The 20,605-nt window shown below is 65.7% G+C and carries 22 protein-coding genes; 9 read left to right on the forward strand and 13 right to left on the reverse strand.

The window, feature by feature from the left end; all coding sequences use genetic code 11:
* The coding region (locus ACCC94_RS15970; RefSeq protein ID WP_413350484.1) for a YicC/YloC family endoribonuclease at window positions 1-145 on the reverse strand (145 nt) is incomplete at its 3' end.
* A gap of 167 nt (window positions 146-312) precedes the next feature.
* Between ACCC94_RS15970 and rph the strand changes: the two genes are divergently transcribed.
* Both rph and ACCC94_RS15980 read left to right on the forward strand, forming a co-directional pair.
* Window positions 313-1,032 carry a ribonuclease PH gene (gene rph, locus ACCC94_RS15975; RefSeq protein ID WP_015479557.1) on the forward strand — a complete coding sequence of 240 codons (720 nt, stop codon included), beginning with the start codon at window positions 313-315 and terminating at the stop codon, window positions 1,030-1,032.
* A gap of 47 nt (window positions 1,033-1,079) precedes the next feature.
* A complete protein-coding gene (locus ACCC94_RS15980) occupies window positions 1,080-1,451 on the forward strand; it encodes a DUF4870 domain-containing protein (protein ID WP_413350470.1) in 372 nt (123 codons plus the stop codon).
* 73 nt (window positions 1,452-1,524) lie between these two features.
* On the opposite strand, the gene ACCC94_RS15985 is transcribed toward ACCC94_RS15980, so the two are convergent.
* Window positions 1,525-2,304: an exodeoxyribonuclease III gene (locus ACCC94_RS15985; RefSeq protein WP_017520710.1), complete on the reverse strand. Its 780-nt coding sequence runs from the start codon at window positions 2,302-2,304 to the stop codon at window positions 1,525-1,527.
* 81 nt (window positions 2,305-2,385) lie between these two features.
* Between ACCC94_RS15985 and pyrE the strand changes: the two genes are divergently transcribed.
* Together pyrE and ACCC94_RS15995 are read left to right on the forward strand one after the other, a co-directional pair.
* Window positions 2,386-3,027, forward strand: a complete 642-nt coding sequence (gene pyrE / locus ACCC94_RS15990) for an orotate phosphoribosyltransferase (RefSeq protein ID WP_413350471.1) — start codon at window positions 2,386-2,388, stop codon at window positions 3,025-3,027.
* A gap of 56 nt (window positions 3,028-3,083) precedes the next feature.
* On the forward strand, window positions 3,084-3,668 hold the full coding sequence (locus ACCC94_RS15995) for a DUF4124 domain-containing protein (RefSeq protein ID WP_413350472.1): 585 nt from the start codon (window positions 3,084-3,086) through the stop codon (window positions 3,666-3,668).
* Window positions 3,669-3,686: 18 nt separating this feature from the next.
* Here ACCC94_RS15995 and ACCC94_RS16000 read toward each other — a convergent pair whose 3' ends face one another.
* The 5 genes from ACCC94_RS16000 to coaBC are packed head-to-tail and all read right to left on the reverse strand — an operon-like array spanning window position 3,687 to window position 9,404.
* On the reverse strand, window positions 3,687-4,133 hold the full coding sequence (locus ACCC94_RS16000) for an acyl-CoA thioesterase (protein ID WP_413350473.1): 447 nt from the start codon (window positions 4,131-4,133) through the stop codon (window positions 3,687-3,689).
* Window positions 4,134-4,191: 58 nt separating this feature from the next.
* Window positions 4,192-5,097, reverse strand: a complete 906-nt coding sequence (gene argB, locus ACCC94_RS16005) for an acetylglutamate kinase (protein ID WP_413350474.1) — start codon at window positions 5,095-5,097, stop codon at window positions 4,192-4,194.
* 28 nt (window positions 5,098-5,125) lie between these two features.
* Complete coding sequence (locus ACCC94_RS16010) at window positions 5,126-7,693, reverse strand: phosphomannomutase/phosphoglucomutase (RefSeq protein ID WP_413350475.1); 2,568 nt, start codon at window positions 7,691-7,693, stop codon at window positions 5,126-5,128.
* Between the two features lie 39 nt (window positions 7,694-7,732).
* A complete protein-coding gene (gene dut, locus ACCC94_RS16015; RefSeq protein ID WP_413350476.1) occupies window positions 7,733-8,188 on the reverse strand; it encodes a dUTP diphosphatase in 456 nt (151 codons plus the stop codon).
* A gap of 7 nt (window positions 8,189-8,195) precedes the next feature.
* Window positions 8,196-9,404: a bifunctional phosphopantothenoylcysteine decarboxylase/phosphopantothenate--cysteine ligase CoaBC gene (gene coaBC / locus ACCC94_RS16020; protein ID WP_413350477.1), complete on the reverse strand. Its 1,209-nt coding sequence runs from the start codon at window positions 9,402-9,404 to the stop codon at window positions 8,196-8,198.
* A gap of 140 nt (window positions 9,405-9,544) precedes the next feature.
* On the opposite strand from coaBC, the gene radC reads away from it, so the two are divergent.
* Window positions 9,545-10,219, forward strand: a complete 675-nt coding sequence (radC, locus tag ACCC94_RS16025; protein ID WP_413350478.1) for a RadC family protein — start codon at window positions 9,545-9,547, stop codon at window positions 10,217-10,219.
* Here radC and ACCC94_RS16030 read toward each other — a convergent pair.
* Together ACCC94_RS16030 and ACCC94_RS16035 are read right to left on the reverse strand one after the other, a co-directional pair.
* Window positions 10,193-10,762 (reverse strand): hypothetical protein, encoded by a 570-nt coding sequence (locus ACCC94_RS16030; protein WP_413350479.1) that lies wholly within the window; start codon window positions 10,760-10,762, stop codon window positions 10,193-10,195. The genes radC and ACCC94_RS16030 overlap by 27 nt on opposite strands.
* Before the next feature lie 8 nt (window positions 10,763-10,770).
* On the reverse strand, window positions 10,771-12,342 hold the full coding sequence (locus ACCC94_RS16035; RefSeq protein ID WP_413350480.1) for an ABC transporter substrate-binding protein: 1,572 nt from the start codon (window positions 12,340-12,342) through the stop codon (window positions 10,771-10,773).
* A 364-nt stretch (window positions 12,343-12,706) separates the two neighbouring features.
* Here ACCC94_RS16035 and rpmB point away from each other — a divergent pair, with 364 nt between their 5' ends.
* Together rpmB and rpmG are read left to right on the forward strand one after the other, a co-directional pair.
* Window positions 12,707-12,943, forward strand: coding sequence for a 50S ribosomal protein L28 (gene rpmB / locus ACCC94_RS16040; RefSeq protein ID WP_009614118.1), 237 nt, complete (start codon window positions 12,707-12,709; stop codon window positions 12,941-12,943).
* Between the two features lie 12 nt (window positions 12,944-12,955).
* A complete protein-coding gene (rpmG, locus tag ACCC94_RS16045) occupies window positions 12,956-13,111 on the forward strand; it encodes a 50S ribosomal protein L33 (protein ID WP_017520721.1) in 156 nt (51 codons plus the stop codon).
* Window positions 13,112-13,238: 127 nt separating this feature from the next.
* Here rpmG and ACCC94_RS16050 read toward each other — a convergent pair whose 3' ends face one another.
* Window positions 13,239-13,601, reverse strand: coding sequence for a cupin domain-containing protein (locus ACCC94_RS16050; RefSeq protein ID WP_184596583.1), 363 nt, complete (start codon window positions 13,599-13,601; stop codon window positions 13,239-13,241).
* 300 nt (window positions 13,602-13,901) lie between these two features.
* On the opposite strand from ACCC94_RS16050, the gene ACCC94_RS16055 reads away from it, so the two are divergent.
* Window positions 13,902-15,395 carry an aldehyde dehydrogenase gene (locus tag ACCC94_RS16055; RefSeq protein ID WP_045217682.1) on the forward strand — a complete coding sequence of 498 codons (1,494 nt, stop codon included), beginning with the start codon at window positions 13,902-13,904 and terminating at the stop codon, window positions 15,393-15,395.
* 157 nt (window positions 15,396-15,552) lie between these two features.
* Window positions 15,553-16,722, forward strand: coding sequence for an MFS transporter (locus ACCC94_RS16060; RefSeq protein WP_413350481.1), 1,170 nt, complete (start codon window positions 15,553-15,555; stop codon window positions 16,720-16,722).
* Here ACCC94_RS16060 and ACCC94_RS16065 read toward each other — a convergent pair.
* The 3 genes from ACCC94_RS16065 to dadR all read right to left on the reverse strand — a co-directional run bounded on the left by ACCC94_RS16065 (window position 16,719) and on the right by dadR (window position 20,300).
* Window positions 16,719-18,272 carry a phospholipase D family protein gene (locus ACCC94_RS16065; RefSeq protein ID WP_413350482.1) on the reverse strand — a complete coding sequence of 518 codons (1,554 nt, stop codon included), beginning with the start codon at window positions 18,270-18,272 and terminating at the stop codon, window positions 16,719-16,721. The two genes, ACCC94_RS16060 and ACCC94_RS16065, sit on opposite strands and share 4 nt — an antisense overlap.
* 69 nt (window positions 18,273-18,341) lie before the next feature.
* Complete coding sequence (locus tag ACCC94_RS16070) at window positions 18,342-19,661, reverse strand: NAD(P)/FAD-dependent oxidoreductase (RefSeq protein ID WP_413350483.1); 1,320 nt, start codon at window positions 19,659-19,661, stop codon at window positions 18,342-18,344.
* A gap of 150 nt (window positions 19,662-19,811) precedes the next feature.
* Window positions 19,812-20,300, reverse strand: coding sequence for a transcriptional regulator DadR (gene dadR / locus ACCC94_RS16075; protein WP_015479539.1), 489 nt, complete (start codon window positions 20,298-20,300; stop codon window positions 19,812-19,814).
* Between the last annotated feature and the right edge of the window lie 305 nt (window positions 20,301-20,605).

The raw sequence follows: 20,605 nt of genomic DNA on the forward strand, positions 1-20,605 counted from the left end.
CCGCGCCTTCGAGGTCGCGGAAGGCTTCGGGCAGGCGCAGGTTGGGTTCGAGGTAGCGGTGATTGACCGAGCGCAGCTCCCAGCTCAGGGTTCCATGGGTGCTGGCGCGCTCGACGCGGGCGAAGGCGGTCATGCTATGGACCATGGAGTCACCTCTCTGAAAAGGACTGGGAAAACGGCCGACAGGTCGTCGGAAACCGGTAATTGTACCCCAGCGTAGCGCGCAGCCGCACGCCGGCGGTGGTTGCGCCGGTCCCCTGGCCTCTATAATGGCGGACATTCCCCCGCCAGCAATCTGTACAGGATGCCTCCATGAACCGTCCCAGTGGCCGCGCCGCCGACCAACTGCGCCCGATCCGTATCACCCGCCATTACACCAAGCACGCCGAGGGCTCCGTGCTGGTCGAGTTCGGCGACACCAAGGTGATCTGCACCGTCAGCGCCGAATCCGGTGTGCCGCGCTTCCTCAAGGGCCAGGGCCAGGGTTGGCTGACTGCCGAATACGGCATGCTGCCGCGTTCCACCGGCGAGCGTAACCAGCGCGAAGCCGCGCGCGGCAAGCAGGGTGGCCGCACCCTGGAAATCCAGCGCCTGATCGGCCGCTCCCTGCGTGCCGCGTTGGACCTGTCCAAGCTGGGCGAGAACACGCTGTACATCGACTGCGATGTGATCCAGGCCGACGGCGGCACCCGCACCGCCTCGATCACCGGCGCCACCGTGGCGCTGATCGATGCCCTGGCCGTGCTGAAGAAGCGTGGCGCGCTCAAGGGCAACCCGCTCAAGCAGATGGTGGCCGCGGTTTCCGTGGGCATGTACCAGGGCGAGCCGGTGCTGGACCTGGATTACCTGGAAGACTCCGCCGCCGAGACCGACCTGAACGTGGTCATGACCGATGCCGGCGGTTTCATCGAAGTCCAGGGCACCGCCGAAGGCGCGCCCTTCCAGCCGGCCGAGCTGAATGCCATGCTGGAACTGGCGCAGCAGGGCCTGCGCGAACTGTTCGAGCTGCAGCGCGCCGCGCTGGCAGACTGATCCGATGGGCGGTGAACTCCGCCCGATTCAAGTGCAAGGAGCAAAGGATGAGCGACGAAGTACCGGTACAACAGGTTCAGCCGAGCCAGGAGGCCCGGCAGTGGGCGATGTTCTGCCACTTCGCCGCCTTCCTCGGCTTCATCTTCCCCTTCGGCAACCTGCTCGGGCCGCTGATCGTCTGGCAGATCAAGCGTGAATCGGACCCGTTCGTGGACCGTCAGGGCAAGGAAGCGCTGAACTTCCAGATCACCGTGAGCCTTGCGGTGCTGGTCAGCTTCCTGCTGATGCTGGTGGTGATCGGCTTCTTCCTGCTGGGGCTGGTGAGCATCGGCGCGCTGGTGCTGACCATCATTGCCGGGATCAAGGCCAACGAAGGGCTGGATTACCGCTATCCCTTCACCTGGCGCCCGATCAAGTAATCCCGGGCACGAAAAAGCCGGCGCTGAGCCGGCTTTTTTCTGTCCGCCCCAAAGGCGGTTTACGAGTCAGGACTCAGATGCTCAGGGTCCAGTCGTAATCGACGATCAGCGGCGCGTGCTGCGAGAAGCGCGGTTGGCGCGGCAGCTTGGCGTTGCGCACGAAGCGGCGCAGACCCGGCGTGAGGATCTGATAGTCGAAACGCCAGCCCAGGTTGAGCAGCTCGGCCTGTTCGCTTTCCGGCCACCAGCTGTACTGGTCGCCTTCGCGGTTGACCTCGCGCAGGGCGTCGACGTAGCCCATGGTGCCGAAGATCTCATCCATCCAGCCGCGCTCCGGCGCCATGAAGCCCGGGGATTGCTGGCATTCGCGCCAGTTCTTCACGTCCAGCTTCTGGTGCGCGACGTACAGCGAGCCGCAATAGATGTATTCGCGGCGCTTGCGGCGCTGCTTGTTCATGTACTGGGCGAAATCGTCCATGAACTTGAACTTGTGGTTCAGGTTCTCGTCCCCTTCCTGCCCGGTAGGCAGCAGGAGAGTGGCGATACTCACCTTGTCGAAATCGGCTTGCAGGTAGCGCCCGTAACGATCGGCCATCTCGAAACCCAGGCCGCTTATGACAGCCTTGGGTTGCAGACGACTATAGATTGCGACGCCGCCCTGACTGGGCACTTCGGCATCGCAGGCGTACAGGAAGTAGCCATCCAGTTGGTAGGATGGGTCATCCAGATCGAAAGCGGAGGCGCGGGTATCCTGCAAGCAGATCACGTCGGCATTCTGGGCTTGCAGCCAACTGAGCAAACCACGCTCGGCTGCAGCCTGAATACCATTCACGTTCACACTGATGATCCGCATAAATGGCCCCCAAAATCACGTGTGTGTATGATACCCGAGCTCAAACGGTTTAGCTAAATTCATACCGGCCGGTTTTCTCCCATGCAGCCATATCAACGCGATTTCATCCGCTTCGCCATCGAGCGCGGCGTTCTTCGCTTCGGCGAATTCACTCTCAAGTCCGGGCGCACCAGTCCGTACTTCTTCAATGCCGGTTTGTTCAACACCGGCGTTGCGCTGTCGCAGCTGGGTCGTTTCTACGCCAGCGCGGTGGTCGACAGCGGCATACCTTTCGACGTGTTGTTCGGCCCGGCCTATAAAGGAATCCCGCTGGCGGCCGCTACAGCCATTGCGCTGGCGGAACAGCACGGTCGCGACCTGCCCTGGTGCTTCAACCGCAAGGAAGCCAAGGACCATGGCGAAGGCGGCACGCTGGTCGGCGCTCCGCTGGCCGGCCGCGCGCTGATCATCGATGACGTGATCACCGCCGGCACTGCGATCCGCGAGGTCATGCAGATCATCGACGCCCAGGGTGCCCAGGCAGCCGGCGTGCTGATCGCGCTGAACCGCCAGGAGCGCGGCAAGGGCGAGCTGTCGGCGATCCAGGAAGTCGAGCGGGACTTTTCGATTCCGGTCGTCAGCATTGTTTCGCTGGAACAGGTGCTGGAGTATCTGGCTGGCGATGCGCAGCTCAAGCAGTATCTGCCGGCGGTCGAGGCGTATCGGGCGCAGTACGGTATCTAACCGGAACAAGGGTGTCGGGCATGGCCAAGCAGGGTGCTTACCGTTACAGGGTGTTGATGGGCCTTCTGGGAGCCATGCTCGCGGGCGGTGCGCTGGCGGCCGGGCAGCCGGCCGGCCAGGTCGAGATGTACCGTTACGTCAATGACAAGGGCATCACCGTCATCGACCGTCTGGGCGTGCCGCCGCAGTACATCGGCAAGGGTTACCAGGTGCTCAACGACCAGGGCCGGGTGATCCGCGAGGTACCGCCGGCGCCGACCGCCGCCGAGATCGAGCAGCGCAAGGCGGACGCCGCCCGCGCCAGTTCCGATCAGCAGTTGATGCGCCTGTACACCAGCGTGGAAGACGTTGATCGCGCCCGCGATCGCAAGCTGGCCGAGCTCGATGGGTTGGCCAGCGTGGCCAAGGGCAACCTGCAGTCACTCAAGACCCAGCAGGCCAACCTGCAGGCTCGCGCCGCTGACCAGGAGCGCGCCGGACGCCAGGTGCCCGAAGATCTGGTGACGCAACTGAGCAACCTGCGTGACGACGAGCGCCGTTTGCAGCAGGACATCGCTCGCTACCAGCAACTGCGCACCCAGGCGCAGGACAGTTTCGCCGCCGACCGGGCGCGTTTCGCCCAGATTTCCGGCGGCAACTGAGCCGGTCGCTCGCCGCGCTTACTGCTGGGGCGAGCAGCGCTCGAATTCGTTGATCTTCCCGCGCAGCCAGTCCGGCAGGGGCTGGCTCGTCCGGTCATCGCCTGCGTAGGCATAGATCAGCTCGCCCAGCGTCAGCAGGGTTTCCTCGCACCAGATCGACACCTGGAAGGTCAGGCTGCTGCGGCCCAGTCGGCTGACCCGCACGCCCATTTCCAGCCAGTCGTCGAAGCGCGCTGGCGCCAGGTATTCCAGGGTGGTCTTCACCGCGAACAGGTCGCCGCCGCCGCGCAGCAGGTCCGCCGGATAGCTCACGCCCAGATGGCGGTAGTACTCGGTGGTGGCGACATCGGCATAGGTTAGGTAGTTGCCGTTGAAGACGATGCCCTGCGGGTCGACCTCCGACCAGCGCACGCGCAGGCCGTGGAAGAAGCTGAAGTCGTTGCGGGAAACGGGGGACGCGGCCATGCGGATGCTCCAGACGGAAAAACACCCGCGAGGATCGCTCCTGGCGGGTGTCTTCTGATCAGCGCTGCTTGCGGTTGGTGATCAGGGTGCCGACGCCGCTGTCGGTGAAGATCTCCAGCAGCACGGCGTTGGGTACGCGGCCATCGATGATGTGCGCGCTGGTCACGCCGCCCTGTACCGCTTCGAGGGCGCAGCGGATCTTCGGCAGCATGCCGCCGTAGATGGTGCCGTCGGCGATCAGCTCGTTGACCTGCTCGGTGGTCAGGCCGGTGAGCACCTGGCCCTGCTTGTCCATCAGGCCGGCGATGTTGGTGAGCAGCATCAGCTTCTCGGCCTTCAGCGCCTCGGCCACCTTGCCGGCCACGAGATCGGCGTTGATGTTGTAGGACTCGCCGTTGGCGCCCACGCCGATCGGCGCGATGACCGGGATGAAGTCGCCCTGCACCAGCATGTTCAGCAGCTCGACGTTGACCCCGGTAACTTCGCCCACGTGGCCGATGTCGATGATTTCCGGCTTGGTCATCTCCGGCGTCTGGCGGGTGACGGTGAGCTTCTTCGCACGGATCAGCTCGGCGTCCTTGCCGGTCAGGCCAATGGCGCTGCCGCCATGCCGGTTAATCAGGTTGACGATGTCCTTGTTCACCTGGCCGCCGAGGACCATTTCCACCACGTCCATGGTCTGCGCGTCGGTGACGCGCATGCCATCGATGAAGTGACTCTCGATCGACAGGCGATTGAGCAGGTCGCCGATCTGCGGACCACCACCATGGACCACCACCGGGTTGATGCCGACGGCTTTCATCAGCACCACGTCGCGGGCGAAGCTGTTCTTCAGCTCGTCCGTCTCCATGGCGTTGCCGCCGTACTTGATCACCAGCGTCTTGCCGACGAAGCGGCGGATGTAGGGCAGGGCTTCGGCAAGGACGCGGGCAACCTGGGCGGCGTCATCGCGGCTCTGGGTCATGGTGGGCTCCGGCATGAGTGCTACAGGGTCAGAAGGGCAGGCTGAGGGCGGGATCGACCGCTTTCAGCTGGGTACGGAACACTTCCTTGATGCGTTCCAGTTCGTCCTGGGAGTCCGCCTCGAAACGCAGGACCAGCACCGGGGTGGTGTTGGAGGCGCGTACCAGGCCCCAGCCTTTGGGGTAATCCACACGCACGCCGTCGAGGGTGGTGAGGTTGGCTTCACCCCACTGGCCGCGGGCCTGCAGCGCCTCGATCAGGGCGAACTTGCCCTCGTCGGTGACGGTGATGTTGATTTCCGGGGTGGAGATGTCCAGCGGGAACGCGGAGAACACGCGTTCGGCGTCGCGCTTGTCCAGGCTGATGATTTCCAGCAGGCGCGCGGCGCTGTAGATGCCGTCGTCGAAGCCGTACCAGCGTTCCTTGAAGAAGATGTGGCCGCTCATCTCGCCAGCGAGCAGGGCGCCGGTTTCCTTCATCTTCTTCTTGATCAGCGAATGGCCGGTCTTCCACATCACCGGACGGCCGCCGTAGCCGCTGATCAGGGAGATCAGGCGACGGGTGCATTTGACGTCGAAGATGATGTCGGCGCCCGGGTTGCGCGATACCACGTCCTTGGCGAACAGCATCAGCAGGCGGTCGGGGTAGATGATGGTGCCTTCGTTGGTCACCACGCCCACGCGGTCGCCGTCGCCGTCGAAGGCCAGGCCCAGGTCGGCGCCGGTTTCCTTCACCTTGGCGATCAGGTCTTCCAGGTTCTCGGGCTTGCCCGGGTCCGGATGGTGGTTGGGGAAGGTGCCGTCGACGTCGCAGTACAGCGGGATCACGGTGCAGCCCAGGGCTTCGATCAGCTGCGGGGCGATCACGCCGGCCACGCCGTTGCCGCAGTCCACCACCACTTTCAGCGGCTTGGCCAGGGCGATGTCGTCGCGGATCTGCTGGAAGTAGCGCGGCAGGATGTCGACCTGCTGCACGCTGCCAACGCCGGAGGCGAGGTCTTCGTTCTGGATGCGTTCGCGCAGGGCCTGGATCTGCTCGTTGGCCAGGGTCTCGCCGGCGACGACGATCTTGAAGCCGTTGTAGTCCGGCGGGTTGTGGCTGCCGGTGAGCATCACGCCCGACTTGCCTTCCAGGACGTTGGCGGCGTAGTACAGGACCGGCGTGGGGACCATGCCGACGTCGGTGACCTGGCAACCGCAGTCGACCAGGCCCTGGATCAGTTGCTGAACCAGTTCGGGGCCGGACAGCCGGCCGTCGCGGCCCACGGAAACGCACGGCTCGCCGCGCGCCAGGCTTTCGGAACCGATGGCGCGGCCGACCCAGTAGGCGGTCTCGGCGGTCAGGGTGTCGCCGACCACGCCACGGATGTCGTAGGCGCGGAAGATGCTGGCGGGCAGCTGCGGGGCTTTAGGCGTGCTCATAGCGGATGTGTGCTCCAATCCCAGGAGATCCTGGTCTTCATCAAGAATGTCGATGTCCAGAATGTCGGTGTTCTGGAACAGCGGATCGACCAATGGCGTGTCGGCGCTGGCGGTCGGGGCGCTGGCGCTGGGTGTCTCGGTCTTGCGGCGTGGCTGGCGGGCCAATGCCTGAGCCAGCGCCTGCAGGCTCGGCAGGCTCAGCTCAGGAGCTTTGGCAGTACGTTGGCCGGCGAGTTCCTGAATGAACTGCCCCAGAGCCTGGGCATCCTTGCTGACGCGGCGCTGCATCGCACTTTGCGCAAGATAGAGGCCGAGCAGGCCGCCCACCAGTGCCAGCAGCGCAGCGATGCCCAGCAGGGCCGGCGAGTACAGCTGGCCGGTGACGCCCGGGCCGGGGGTGAAGCTCAGTTTCCAGTTCGGATTGCCGCTGGGCAGCTCCATCGGCGCGGCGTCGCCGGCCTGGCCGCGTTGCAGCAGGACCTGCGCCGGCGAATTGCCGAACTGCTGGGAAAGCTTCAACTGGCCGATATCGGCGGACATCGGTGGCAGATTGCCGAGCAGGCGTTGCAGGTCCACCACCAGCAGCAGCGAGCCCTGGATCGAATTGTCGGCGGCGCGCAGGGCGGTGGGGCTGTACACCAGCCAGCGGGTGCCGACCTTGTAGGCTTCCGGCGCCACGGCCTGGCCGCTCTCGACGCGGTGCAGCATGTCCAGCGCGGCGTAGTTCAGCGGGCCGGGGCGGGCGGTGTCCTGCACGGCCTGGCCGTTGGCATTGAGGTGGACGTCCACCAGGCCATCCAGATGGCCCTGGGTCAGCGCCTTCTCCAGCGCGGCGATGCGCGTCGGGTCATTGCTCTGCAGGGTGGGCAGCAATTGCGCATCGCCCGCCATGGCGCGACTGTCCGCGGCCAGCAGGCTCAGGGACTGGCGCAGCGCGCCGGCCTGGTTTTCCGACCAGGCATTGCTCAGCTGGGCGACATGCGCGCTGTCGGCCTGGCCGAACAGGCTGAACCACAGCAGCGCACCGGCTGCCGCCACGCCGCCCAGGGTGAGGACGAATGAGGGTAGCAGCGGCTTGAGGTCGACCCTGGAAGCCGGTCCTTTGACGGGCTTCTCCGCCGGCACGAGTTCCGGCAGATCGGCGCTGTCCTTGGCAGTGCGTTGGAAAAGTTTCATGCAACGTCTCCTCGGCGATTCATCCTGAAAAGGGAAAGGTCAATGGCTACCGGAGTGACCGAAGCCGCCGGCGCCGCGCTGGGTTTCGTCGAAGGTCTCGACCAGCTCGAAATGCGCCTGCACCACCGGCACCAGCACCAATTGGGCGATGCGCTCGCCAATGGCGATCCTGAAGGCCGTCTGGCCGCGGTTCCAGCAGGAGACCATCAGCTCGCCCTGGTAGTCCGAGTCGATCAGCCCGACCAGGTTGCCCAGCACGATGCCGTGCTTGTGGCCCAGGCCCGAGCGCGGAAGGATCAGCGCGGCGAGGCCCGGATCGGCAACGTAGATCGACAGCCCGGTGGGAATCAGCACGGTCTGGCCCGGCTCAAGGACGCAGTCCTCCTGGAGCATGGCGCGCAGGTCGAGGCCGGCGGAACCCGGGGTGGCGTATTGCGGCAGCGGGAAGTCGCTGCCCAGGCGGGGATCGAGGATCTTGGCTTGCAGGGAGTGCATTGAATTCTCAGTGTCGATTGATGCGTTCGGCGATGAAGGCGATCAGCTGGCGGGCGATCTTGCCCTTGCTGGTCTGGGCGAACGCAGTCTTGTGCAATTCGCGGTCGATGACCGTGATGGCGTTCTCTTCGCTATTGAAGCCGATGGACGGATTGGCGACGTCGTTGGCGACGATCAGGTCGAGATTCTTGTCCTTGAGCTTGCGCGAAGCGTATTCGAGCAGGTTCTCGGTCTCCGCGGCGAAGCCGACGCTGAAGGGCCGGTCCTCGCGCAGCGAGAGGGTGGCGAGGATGTCGGGATTGCGCACCAGCTGCAAGAGCAGACCGTCACCCTTGGTGGGATCTTTCTTCAGTTTCTGCGGTGCGACCAGTTCCGGACGGTAGTCGGCCACGGCGGCGGAGGCGATGAGGATGTCCGCCGGCATCGCCGCTTCGCAGGCAGCGAGCATGTCGCGGGCGCTGACCACGTCGACGCGGCTCACCCGATCCGGGGTGGGCAGGTGCACCGGACCGGTCACCAGGGTCACGCGGGCGCCGGCTTCGGCGGCCGCCTCGGCCAGGGCGAAGCCCATCTTCCCCGAGCTGTGGTTGGTGATGTAGCGCACCGGGTCGATGTTTTCCTGGGTGGGACCTGCGGTAATCAGGATGTGCTGGCCGGTCAGGGCCTTGAACTCGAAACAGTCGGCGGCCAGCTGGGCCAGTTCGGTGGCCTCGAGCATGCGCCCCAGGCCGACGTCGCCGCAGGCCTGGCTGCCGGCGGCGGGGCCGAAGAAGTGCAGGCCGCGCGAACGCAGCAGTTCGGCATTCACCTGGGTGGCCGGGTCGCGCCACATGGCCTGATTCATCGCCGGGGCGAGGGCGACCTGCGCGTCGGTGGCCAGCACCAGGGTGGTCAGCAGGTCGTTGGCCACGCCCTGGGCCAGGCGCGCCATGAGGTCGGCGGTGGCGGGGGCGATCAGTACCAGATCGGCCCAGCGGGCCAGCTCGATGTGGCCCATGGCCGCTTCGGCGGCGGGGTCGAGCAGGTCCAGATGGACCGGATGGCCGGAAAGGGCCTGGAGCGTGAGCGGGGTGATGAACTCGCGGCCGCCCTGGGTCATCACGACACGCACCTCGGCGCCCTGGTCGCGCAACCGGCGGACCAGTTCGGCGCTCTTGTAGGCGGCGATACCGCCGCCGACGCCCAGAACGATGCGTTTACGATAGAGCCGCTGCATAGGCCAGCCTTAAATACGGAAATGGATGACGCGCGCTGAAGCCGGCGACGCCTCCCCAGGCCTCCGGCTGCGCGAAGCGAGGGGGCTAAGATAGCACAGCGCCTGCGCCGGAACAGCGGGCGGCCTGACGGGGAGGTCCCTTGAGTATTCGTGACTGGCCTGCGGCGGAGCGCCCGCGGGAAAAACTGCTCGAAAGAGGAGCGGCGAGCCTGAGCGACGCCGAGCTGCTCGCCATCTTCCTGCGCACCGGCGTGGCCGGTTGCAGCGCCGTCGATCTGGCTCGGCGCCTGCTGGGCGAGTTCGGCAGCCTGCGTGCCTTGCTGGAAGCCGATCTGGACTCGTTCTGCAGTCACCTGGGCCTGGGCGTCGCCAAGTTCGTGCAGTTGCAGGCGGTACTGGAAATCGCCCGGCGCCATCTCGCCGAGCAGCTCAGCCGCAATTCGGCGTTGGAGAGCCCGCAGGCCGTGCGCGACTTCCTCAAGGCGCGGCTGCGTCACGAGCCCCATGAGGTGTTCGCCTGCCTGTTCATGGACAACCGCCACCGGGTGCTGGCGTTCGAGGTGCTGTTCCGCGGCTCCATCGACAGCGCCAGCGTCTACCCGCGGCAGATCGTCAAGCGCGCCCTGGCGCACAACGCCGCGGCGCTGATCCTCGCGCACAACCACCCTTCGGGCATCTGCGAACCGAGCCACTCCGACGACCTGCTGACCCGGCGCATCATCCAGGCGCTGGCGCTGATCGACGTGCGCGTGCTGGATCACTTCATCGTCGGTGACGGTGAGCCGCAATCAATGGCTGAGCTGGGGATGGTCTGAGGTGCGCCGCTGGATGTCGCGCAACAGGCGCCGGCGAATCAGCCCGCTGACCGGGCGGATGGCCAGCCAGTAGGGCGTGAACAGCAGCCGGCTGCGGCGGTCAGGGCAATGCACGCGGGTTTCCGTGCGGACGTGGATGAAACCGTCCTGCTCCGCCGGTTCACAGGAGAAATGCAGCACCAGCCTCGCCGTGCCGGGCTCGGCGAAGCCCCGGAAGGCGTCGCCGTCGGCGCAGGGGCGCAGGCCGAAGTCGCTGCGCCAGAAGCGCCCGATCAGTCCGTAGGCGATCTCGCTGTCGCCCTCGCGGCCCAGCAGGGTGAACTCCTGCAGGCCGAAGCGCGGGCGCTCCGCCAGCGCATTGCTCAACCCCAGGCGCAGGGCAAGCCGCGCCGGCGCCTCGCGGATCTGCAGGAAACGCTGCACCAGCGGATCGTGCTCGGCGGTCAGCTGGCTCACCGCATCCAGCACCTGCCCGGGCGCCGCCCGCATGGTCAGCGAGTGGCGCTCGGCGAACTGGAACTGCGGCAGCAGGCGGTCGAGCAATTCGCGGCTCAGAGCTGCACCTTCGAGTAGTCCTGGCGGCCGAAGGGATTCACCACGTAGCCCTTGACGTTCTGGCGGGTCAGCGCCGAGGCGGTCGGATGCGCCAGCGGCAGCCACAGGGCCTGGTCATGGATGATCTGCTGGGCCTGGTGATACAGCGCGCTGCGCTTGGCCTGGTCGGCCACCGTCTTGCCCTGGCTGATCAGGCCATCGAGTTTCTCGTCGCAGTACCGCGCGAAGTTCAGCCCGGATTTGACGCTGGCGCAGGAGAATTGCGGGGTGAGGAAGTTGTCCGGGTCGCCGTTGTCTCCGGCCCAGCCCATGAACAGCAGGTCGTGCTCGCCGGCCTTGGCGCGGCGGATCAGCTCGCCCCACTCGATCACGCGGATCTCGGCCTGGATGCCGATCTGCGCCAGGTCCGCCTGCAGCAGCTGCGCGCCGACGCTGGGGTTGGGGTTGAGCAGGCTGCCGGACGGACGGGTCCAGATGGTGGTCTTGAAGCCGTCCTTGTGCCCGGCCTCGGCCAGCAGCGCACGGGCCTTGTCCAGGTCGCGCGGGTAGCCGGGGATGTCCTTGGCGTAGCTCCAGGTGTTGGGCGGGTAGACGCCATCGGCGACGGTGGCGCTGCCGGCGAACACGCTTTTCAGGTAGCTGCCCTTGTCGAAGGCGAGGTTGATCGCCTGGCGCACCTTGGGATTGTCCAGCGGCGGATGCTGGCTGTTGATGCCGACGAAGGCGGTCATGAAGGCCGGGGTCTGTTCGACCTTGAGGCTGGAGTCCTTGGCGGCGGCTTCCACGTCGAGCGGCTTGGGCGACAGGGCGATCTGGCATTCGCCGCGCTTGAGCTTCTGCAGGCGCACGCTGGCATCCGGGGTAATGGCGAACACCAGGTTATCCACAGCCGGCTTGCCGCCGAAGTACTCGGCATTGGCGGCGTAGCGCACCACGGCGTCCTTCTGGAAGCGCTTGAAGACGAAGGGACCGGTGCCGATCGGCTGGGCGTTGAGCTTCTCGGGAGTGCCGGCCTTCATCAGCTGGTCGGCGTACTCGGCGGAATAGATGGAGGCGAAGCCCATGCTGAGCATGGCCAGGAAGGTGGCATCGGGGTGGTTGAGGCTGAAGCGCACGTGGTGCTCATCGACCTTCTCCACGGCCTTGACCAGGCTCGGTAGCTGCATCGACTGGGCGTGCGGGAAGCCGCTCTGGGCGACCTTGTGCCAGGGCTGGGCCGCATCGAGCATGCGCTGGAAGCTGAACACCACGTCGTCGGCGGAAAGCGTGCGGGTGGGCTTGAAGTAATCCGTGTGGTGGAAGGCCACGCCGTCGCGCAGCTGGAAGTCGTAGGTCAGGCCGTCGTCGGAGACCTTCCAGCTCTCGGCCAGGCTCGGCACCACTTCACCGCGGGCGGCGTCGAAGTCCACCAGGCGGTTCATCAGTACGTCGGCCGAGGCGTTGGTAGTGGTCAGCGAGTTGTACTGGACCACGTCGAAGCCTTCGGGGCTGGCTTCGGTGCACACGCTCAGCGACGCGGCGCTGGCGAGGGCAGGGGAAAGAAGGAGGGCGAGAAGGGCAAGACGCATGACGAACTCCGTGTGAGCTGGCAAGATGCCCATCCGCGAGGCTGGGCGGGTCATGCAAGGCTGTTGGCAGCCTCGAAGGAGCTACCCTAGACCAAGCTGCCGCCCGTCACAACGATGACAGGCGACGAACGGCACCGGTGCCGCGCCCCACGGGGGCTGGCGTCGGCTTTTCCGAGTCATGCTTTCCCTTGCAGCGCGGAGCGCCTTTCTGATATAAAGCTGCGCTCTTTTCTGGGGCCCTGCCTGATCCTGCGACTCGCTCGCGGCGAAGCGGCAGTTAAGACCCCGGTGAAACTGAGAATCCTATTGAGTTAAGCAGCCAACCCATGCCGGGTTTGGCATGTGGTTTACAGAGGGCTGAGCCATGTCGAGAGTTTGCCAAGTGACCGGTAAGGGTCCGGTTACCGGGAACAACATTTCCCACGCACACAACAAAACCCGCCGCCGTTTCCTGCCGAACCTGCAGCACCACCGTTTCTGGGTTGAATCCGAGAAGCGCTTCGTGCGTCTGCGCGTTTCCGCCAAAGGCATGCGTATCATCGACAAGCGTGGCATCGAGGCCGTTCTGAACGACCTGCGCGCCCGCGGCGAAAAATTCTAAGGAGCTGCAGTCATGCGCGAACTGATCCGTCTGGTGTCCAGCGCCGGTACCGGCCACTTCTACACCACCGACAAGAACAAGCGTACCAAGCCTGAGAAAATCGAGATCAAGAAATACGATCCGGTTGTTCGCAAGCACGTGATCTACAAGGAAGCCAAGATCAAGTAATTGATCTTCGCCCTTGTGAAGAAACCCGCCCCTCGTGGCGGGTTTTTTCTTGCCTGCGATTTTCCCTTGCGAAGATCGCGGACGAAAAAAAGCCCGCCGATCGGCGGGCTTTTTCGTGTTCGGGCGATCAGGCCTTCTGTTCGAAGATCACATAGACCTTGCGGCAGGGCTCCAGCACCTCCCAGGTGCCGCTGAAGCCGGCCGGGATGACGAAGCGGTCGCCGACGCGCACGGTCTTGGCGCCGCCGTTGGCGTCGCGGATCACCGACACGCCCTGGAGGATCTCGCAGTATTCGTGCTCGGTGTAGCTGACGTTCCAGTGTCCCGGCTCGCCTTCCCAGATGCCCACGTTGAACTGGCCGCAGTCGCTGGCGTAGTGGTTGCGCACGTTCTGCGCCGGATCGCCCTTGATGATGCGCTCCGGGGCGGGGCGGTAGTGTTCGGGGGCGGTGGTGGCCTGGGCGAAATCGACGATCTGCTCGACGTTCATGGCGGTCTCGGTTCTTTAGAGTTGTTGGCGAGAGTGCGTGCGGGCACGCGCAGCGCTGTTGGATATTTACTCCGAAGCGGCTGTCGGAAAACCATCAGCCGACGAATCAGGGCAGTCTATGTTTAATAAAACGAACGTGACAAGGCCATTTGGCCGCATAGTGTAAAAAATATTGAAAATTGGCGGTCTCCGGTTTAGGGTGGCGAACAGCATGCGTTTGCTCCGCCTTGCGGAATATTTGACAGCGCGCCCGCCGGGCGCCTGCACCTGATAAGTACATTAATAAGAGGACACGTTGTCATGGGTACCCTCACTCGCGCCGATTGGGAAGCTCGCGCCAAGGACCTGAAGATCGAAGGCCGCGCCTTCGTCAACGGTGAATACGTCGACGCCGCATCCGGCGCCACCTTCGATTGCATCAGCCCTGTGGATGGCCGCTTCCTGGCCAAGGTCGCCAGCTGCGACCTGGCCGATGCCGAAAGTGCCGTGCAGGTCGCCCGTGCCGCCTTCGACTCCGGCTCCTGGTCGCGCCTGGCCCCGGCCAAGCGCAAGAAGGTCATGATCCGCTTCTCCGAGCTGCTGCTGGAGAACGCCGAGGAACTGGCCCTGCTGGAAACCCTCGACATGGGCAAGCCGATCAGCGACTCGCTGAGCATCGACGTGTCCAGCGCCGCCAACAGCCTGCGCTGGAGCGGTGAGGCGATCGACAAGATCTACGACGAAGTGGCCGCCACCGCCCACAACGAACTGGGCCTGGTCACCCGCGAGCCGGTCGGCGTCGTTGCCGCCATCGTGCCGTGGAACTTCCCCCTGCTGATGACCTGCTGGAAACTCGGCCCGGCGCTGTCCACCGGTAACTCGGTGATCTTGAAGCCCTCCGAGAAATCCCCGCTGACCGGCATCCGTATCGCCCAGCTGGCCATCGAGGCCGGCATTCCGAAAGGCGTGTTCAACGTCCTGCCGGGCTTCGGCCACACCGTCGGCAAGGCCCTGGCCCTGCACATGGACGTCGACACCCTGGTGTTCACCGGTTCGACCAAGATCGCCAAGCAGCTGATGGTCTACGCTGGCGAATCCAACATGAAGCGCGTCTGGCTGGAAGCCGGCGGCAAGAGCCCGAACATCGTCTTCGCCGACGCACCGGACCTCAAAGCCGCTGCTGAAGCCGCCGCCAGCGCCATCGCCTTCAACCAGGGCGAAGTCTGCACCGCCGGCTCGCGCCTGCTGGTGGAGAAGTCGATCAAGGCCGAGTTCGTGCCGATGGTCGTCGAAGCCATCAAGGCCTGGAAACCGGGCAACCCGCTGGACCCGGAAACCAACGTCGGTGCGCTGGTCGACACCACCCAGATGAACAACGTGCTGAGCTACATCCAGGCTGGCCACGACGACGGCGCCAAGCTGGTGGCCGGCGGCAAGCGCACCCTGGAAGAGACTGGCGGTACCTACGTCGAGCCGACCATCTTCGACGGCGTGACCAACGCCATGCGCATCGCCCGTGAAGAGATCTTCGGCCCGGTGCTGTCGGTCATCGAGTTCACCGATGCCGAAGAAGCCGTGCGCATCGCCAATGACACCCCGTACGGCCTGGCCGCCGCGGTGTGGACCAGCGACCTGTCCAAGGCCCACCTGACCGCCAAGGCACTGCGTGCCGGAAGCGTGTGGGTGAACCAGTACGACGGCGGCGACATGACCGCGCCGTTCGGTGGCTTCAAGCAGTCCGGCAACGGCCGCGACAAGTCGCTGCACGCGTTCGACAAGTACACCGAGCTGAAAGCCACCTGGATCAAACTCTGATCCTCGGCTGAAGCAGGTCGGCCCCGAGTCAGGGGCCGGCTCTGACAAAGAGCCACACCCGCGGCCGGGTTTCCCTCAGGGAAGCCCGGCCGCTGTGCATTGCGCATCGGGCACCCTCGCGCCTGGCGTGCGCTCCGGATGGAACGGGAGAAAGACAATGCGTTGGGGACCGTATTTCGCTGTGTGTGCTGCCGTGATCAGCATCGGTCTGGCCCTGGGCCTGACCATGCCGCTGGTTTCGTTACGCCTGGAAGGCTGGGGCTACGGCAACTTCGCCATCGGCGTGATGGCTTCCACGCCAGCCGTGGGCGTGCTGCTGGGTGCGATGATCGCCGGGCGTCTCGCCGCGCGGGTTGGCACGCCGCTGCTGATGCGCCTGTGCCTGCTTTCCGGGGCCTTCTCGGTCGGCCTGCTGGCGCTGCTGCAGAGCTACCCGATCTGGCTGATCCTGCGCCTGCTGATCGGCGTGCAACTGACCGTGGTGTTCATTCTCGGTGAAAGCTGGATCAACCAGCTGGCCATCGAGAAATGGCGCGGCCGCCTGGTCGCCCTGTATGGCACCGGCTACGCGCTGAGCCAGCTGTCCGGCCCGGTGCTGCTGACCTTCATCGGCACTGCCGACAACCGCGGTTTCTGGTTCAGCGTCTGCCTGCTGGTGGGGGGTTCCCTGCTGCTGCTCGGGCGGACCGGCGCGCCCAAGGTCGACCCGCACAGCGCCAACGGGCGCGGGCTGTTCGCCTTCTGCGGCCAGCTCCCGGCGATTGCCTGGGCGGTGGTGCTGTTCGCCGGCTTCGAGGCGATGATCCTTACCCTGCTGCCGGTCTATGGCATCCAGCAGGGCTTCACCCAGGCGGTGGCGCTGGCGATGGTCAGCACCGTGGTGGTCGGCGATGCGCTGCTGCAACTGCCCATCGGCTGGCTGGCCGACCGCATCTCGCGACAGACGCTGTTCAAGGGCTGCGGCATCGTGCTCTGCCTGAGCAGCCTGGCCATGCCACTGCTGCTGCAGCACCTCGCCATCTGGCCGGTGCTGGTGCTGTTCGGCGCCAGTGCGGGCGGGCTGTTCACCCTGTCGCTGATCCTCATCGGCGAGCGTTATCGCGACGACGCGCTGGTCCGCGCCAACGCGCACATCGCCCAGCTCTGGGGCATCGGTTGCCTGATCGGGCCGCTGGCCACCGGCGCGGCCAGCCAGTGGATCAGTGGCCATGCGTTGCCGCTGGTCATGGCGCTGGGGGCGGCCGGATTCGTGATCCTGGTGAGCCTGCGCGGTTTGCCGCCGGTGATGCGCTCGACCAGCGCCGAGTTGCAGCAGGAGCGCTCCTAGAGCATCTTCTCCAGCCCGATGGCGCCGGCGATCCACGCGTTGAGCCGGCGCCAGACGTTGCCCGGCTCACGGTCCAGCGCCACCAGCTTGCCGCCGCGCTCTTCGATCCAGACCAACTTCGGCGGGTCGCTGTCCGGCGCGATCTTCACCTGGTAGCTGACGCGCGGCGACATGCTGGCCAGCGCCAGGCGACGCACCTGGTCGGCCAGTTCCGGGCTGTCGACGATGATGCCGACCTCGGTGTTCCACAGCACCGAGCGTGGGTCGAAGTTCAGCGAGCCGACGAACACCTGCTGCTGGTCGAACACCGCCGCCTTGCTGTGCAGGCTGGCGCTGCTCGACCCGCGCACCATCCACGGCGCGCCGGACAGGCGCTGGTCCGGGTCGGCGCGCAGCTCGTAGAGCTTCACCCCGTGCTCCAGCAGCTCCAGCCGATAGGGCGCATAGCCGGCGTGCACGGCGGGCACGTCGGTCGCCTCCAGCGAGTTGGTCAGCAGGCGCACGCTGACTCCGCGGTCGGCGCGCTGGGTCAGGTAGTCGACGCCGGCGCTGGTCGGCACGAAGTAGGCCGAGACCAGGATCAGTTCCTTCGACACCCCGTCGAACAGGGGCTGCAGCTGGGTGCTGAGCAGGTATTCACCCTTCGGGTCGCCGTGGTCGAGGACTTTCAGCGGGGTGTCCCAGACTGCCTTGCCCGGCGCCCAGACCAGGTCGTCGAGCCAGTCCTGCAGGTGCGGGCGGTCGCTGTTGCGGTTGAGCCGGGCAATGTAGCTGGAGCTCTTCACCCGCTCCTTGGCCAGGTAGCGGTCCAGCTTGTGGCGCATGCGGTCGAGCTCGTCGAGGTCCGGGTCGCCCCACAGGTAATCTTCGATGGGGCGGCTGATACGGCTGTTCCAGTACTGGTCGAAGCTCTGCCCCAGCGACTGCGCCACCGGGCCGACGCCCATCAGGTCGAGGTCGCTGAAGTTCATCTCGGCCTTGGCGTCGAAGTATTCATCGCCCAGGTTGCGGCCGCCGACTATGGCCACGCTGTTGTCCGCCAGCAGCAGCTTGTTGTGCATGCGCCGGTGCTGTTCTGAGAGGTTGAACAACCGCCCGAGGTTGCGCGTGACACCGGTGCTGCGGCCCAGGTGCAACGGATTGAACAGGCGCACCTGGATGTTCGGGTGGGCGGCGAGGTTGCCCAGCTCATAGTCCCAGCCGTCGCTGCTGGTGTCGTCGATCAGGATGCGCACGCGCACGCCACGGTCCGCCGCGTGCAGCAGCTCGCGGATCAGGGCGCGGGTGGTGAGGCCGTCGTGGACGATGTAGTACTGCACGTCGAGGCTGCGCTGGGCCTTGCGGATCAGCTCGGCGCGGGCGAGGAAGGCGTCGACGCTGGAGGCCAGCAGGTGGAAGCCGGACTGGCCGGGATGCGCCGCGGCGCGCTCGCTGATCTCGTTGTCCAGGCGCGTGCCCTGCACTGGCAGCACGTGCGAAGGCTCGGGCGGCGGCGCGCTGGCGCAGCCAGCCAGGGCCAGCAGGATCAACAGGAGCAGGCGTGGAAGCAAAGAGGAGTCTCCGACAAGCCCGCCGGTGACGGGCTGCGGGAGATTCTAGCCGCTGGATCGCGCTGGCGGTCAGCCGCCGAGGGTTTCCTTGAAGCGGTACCAGGCCATCCCCAGGGCCAGCAGCGGCGAGCGCAGCAGCCTGCCGCCGGGGAAGGTGATGTGCGGCACCTTGGCGAACAGCTCGAAGCCGCTGCCCTGCTGCGCGGTGATGGCTTCGGCGAGCAGCTTGCCGGCCAGGTGCGTGGCGTTCACCCCGTGGCCCGCGTAGGCCTGGGCGAAGTACACGTTGGGCTGGTCGGGCAGGCGGCCGATCTGCGGCAGGCGGTTGGCGCCGATGCCGATCATGCCGCCCCACTGGTAGTCGATGCGCACGTTTTCCAGGTGCGGGAATACCTTGAGCATCTTCGGCCGCATGTAGGCGGCGATGTCCGCCGGGTCGCGCCCGGAGTAGTGGCAGGCGCCGCCGAACAGCAGGCGGTTGTCGGCGGAGAGCCGGTAGTAGTCGAGCGCCACGCGCTGGTCGCACACCGCCATGTTCTGCGGCAGCAGGGCTCGGGCCTGATCGGCGGACAGCGGCTCGGTGGCGATCACGTAGCTGCCGGCGGGCAGCACCTTGCCGTCCAGATAGGGGTTCAGGCCGTTCTGATAGGCGTTGCAGGCGATCACCAGGGTTTTCGCGCGCACACTGCCCTTGGCGGTGCGTACGCGCACTTCGCTGCCATAGTCGATGGCGGTGACGGCGGAGTTCTCGAACAGCTTCACGCCCAGGCTCTGCGCCGCGGCGGCCTCGCCGAGGGCGAGGTTGAGCGGATGCAGGTGGCCCGAGCCCATGTCCACCATGCCGCCGACGTATTGATCGGAGCCGACGATCGAGCGCATGTCCTCTTTCGCGACCATGCGCAGTTCGTGGCGGTAGCCGAGGCTTTTCAACTCGTCGAAATCTTCCTGGAAGCCTTCGACGTCCGAGGGCTTGTTGGCCAGGTCGCAGTAGCCCCAGCTCAGGTCGCAGTCGATGGAATACTGCTCGACGCGGCGGCGGACGATTTCCACCGCTTCAAGGCCCATCAGCTTCATGGCGTGGACGCCGTCGGCGCCCACCACCGGTACGAACTGTTCCAGGCCATGGCCGACGCCGCGAATCAGCTGGCCGCCGTTGCGACCGCTGGCGCCCCAGCCGATCCGGTGGGCTTCCAGCAGGATCACCGAAAGCCCGCGCTCGGCCAGTTCGATGGCCGTGTTCAGCCCCGAGAAGCCGCCGCCGATGACGCACACGTCGGCCTTTTCCTCGCCGGCCAGGGGCGGTACTTCGAGGCGGCGATTGACGCTCGCGGCGTAGTAGGACGGGGCGTGCTGGTCGGCGTGCGCCGGCTGGTGAACGCGGGCGTTCATGTGCGATATCCTGATTTTTGTGTTGTTAAAATTTTACGCAGGATAAACGCCGACTTCCCGCGCAGCCAAGAGCCACGCGGGAAAAAACGCCGGGAAGTTGTAAATAACGCCGATGAGCTTGCCGCGAACGACGGGGAAGCTGGGCGCTTTTCAGTCCGGGATGGGCAGGGTGAGGCTTTCCTTCACCTCTTCCATCACGATGTAGCTCTTGGATTCGCGCACGTGGGGCAGCTTGAGCAGGATGTCGCCCAGCAGCTTGCGGTAGGAGGCCATCTCCGAGATGCGCGCCTTTACCAGGTAGTCGAAGTGGCCCGACACCAGGTGGCACTCCAGCACGTGGGGCAGCTTGAGCACCGAGCGGCGGAAGTCCTCGAAGGTGTCGCCGGACTTGTAGTCCAGGCTAATCTCGACGAACACCAGCAGGCTGGCCTTGAGGTACTGCGGGTTCAGCCGGGCGTTGTAGCCCATGATGATTCCCTCGCGCTCCAGCCGGCGCACGCGCTCGGTGCACGGCGTGGTGGAGAGGCCGACGCGCTCGCCCAGTTCGGTGAAGGAGATGCGGCCTTCCTCCTGCAGGATGCGCAGGATGTTGCGGTCGATCTTGTCCAGTTCGCGGCGGCTTTGATGCTGGGTTCTCATGGGAAGGACTCTGAAGTCGAGCAATGAGCTTGGGGGAATGTCGGCAATATAGTCGGTTGTGCAGGGAATATCACTGGCATCCCTTGAACTTCCCGCGCCAGACGGCCAGCCTGTAGGCCAAGGCCCGGACCCTGTCGGGCAAGGCTGGCCGTTTCCACCGAGGTTTTCGCATGTCGTTTCCCCGCCTGCGCACCGTTCTCCTGCTGCTGTTGCTGCTCCTGGCACTGGCGGTCGGCGCGGCGTGGCTGGCGGTGCCGCGCCTGCTGGCGAATGCCGGGGTCAGTGTCGAGCAGTGGCAGGGGCTG

Origin of the sequence: Pseudomonas sp. Pseusp97 (assembly GCF_047304025.1) — a bacterium.
In the GTDB taxonomy this organism is placed as follows: domain Bacteria; phylum Pseudomonadota; class Gammaproteobacteria; order Pseudomonadales; family Pseudomonadaceae; genus Pseudomonas.

Bases quoted from the DNA above. Each gene is read 5' to 3' on its own strand.
- ACCC94_RS16060 (WP_413350481.1), top strand. From the start codon at position 15,553: ATGCGTTGGGGACCGTATTTCGCTGTGTGTGCTGCCGTGATCAGCATC.
- ACCC94_RS16050 (WP_184596583.1), bottom strand. From the start codon at position 13,601: ATGAACGTCGAGCAGATCGTCGATTTCGCCCAGGCCACCACCGCCCCC.
- dut (WP_413350476.1), bottom strand. From the start codon at position 8,188: ATGCACTCCCTGCAAGCCAAGATCCTCGATCCCCGCCTGGGCAGCGAC.
- ACCC94_RS16055 (WP_045217682.1), top strand. From the start codon at position 13,902: ATGGGTACCCTCACTCGCGCCGATTGGGAAGCTCGCGCCAAGGACCTG.
- ACCC94_RS15995 (WP_413350472.1), top strand. From the start codon at position 3,084: ATGGGCCTTCTGGGAGCCATGCTCGCGGGCGGTGCGCTGGCGGCCGGG.
- rpmB (WP_009614118.1), top strand. From the start codon at position 12,707: ATGTCGAGAGTTTGCCAAGTGACCGGTAAGGGTCCGGTTACCGGGAAC.
- ACCC94_RS16000 (WP_413350473.1), bottom strand. From the start codon at position 4,133: ATGGCCGCGTCCCCCGTTTCCCGCAACGACTTCAGCTTCTTCCACGGC.
- ACCC94_RS15985 (WP_017520710.1), bottom strand. From the start codon at position 2,304: ATGCGGATCATCAGTGTGAACGTGAATGGTATTCAGGCTGCAGCCGAG.
- ACCC94_RS16010 (WP_413350475.1), bottom strand. From the start codon at position 7,693: ATGAAACTTTTCCAACGCACTGCCAAGGACAGCGCCGATCTGCCGGAA.
- rpmG (WP_017520721.1), top strand. From the start codon at position 12,956: ATGCGCGAACTGATCCGTCTGGTGTCCAGCGCCGGTACCGGCCACTTC.
- ACCC94_RS16070 (WP_413350483.1), bottom strand. From the start codon at position 19,661: ATGAACGCCCGCGTTCACCAGCCGGCGCACGCCGACCAGCACGCCCCG.
- ACCC94_RS16035 (WP_413350480.1), bottom strand. From the start codon at position 12,342: ATGCGTCTTGCCCTTCTCGCCCTCCTTCTTTCCCCTGCCCTCGCCAGC.
- coaBC (WP_413350477.1), bottom strand. From the start codon at position 9,404: ATGCAGCGGCTCTATCGTAAACGCATCGTTCTGGGCGTCGGCGGCGGT.
- rph (WP_015479557.1), top strand. From the start codon at position 313: ATGAACCGTCCCAGTGGCCGCGCCGCCGACCAACTGCGCCCGATCCGT.
- pyrE (WP_413350471.1), top strand. From the start codon at position 2,386: ATGCAGCCATATCAACGCGATTTCATCCGCTTCGCCATCGAGCGCGGC.
- dadR (WP_015479539.1), bottom strand. From the start codon at position 20,300: ATGAGAACCCAGCATCAAAGCCGCCGCGAACTGGACAAGATCGACCGC.
- argB (WP_413350474.1), bottom strand. From the start codon at position 5,097: ATGACCCAGAGCCGCGATGACGCCGCCCAGGTTGCCCGCGTCCTTGCC.
- ACCC94_RS15980 (WP_413350470.1), top strand. From the start codon at position 1,080: ATGAGCGACGAAGTACCGGTACAACAGGTTCAGCCGAGCCAGGAGGCC.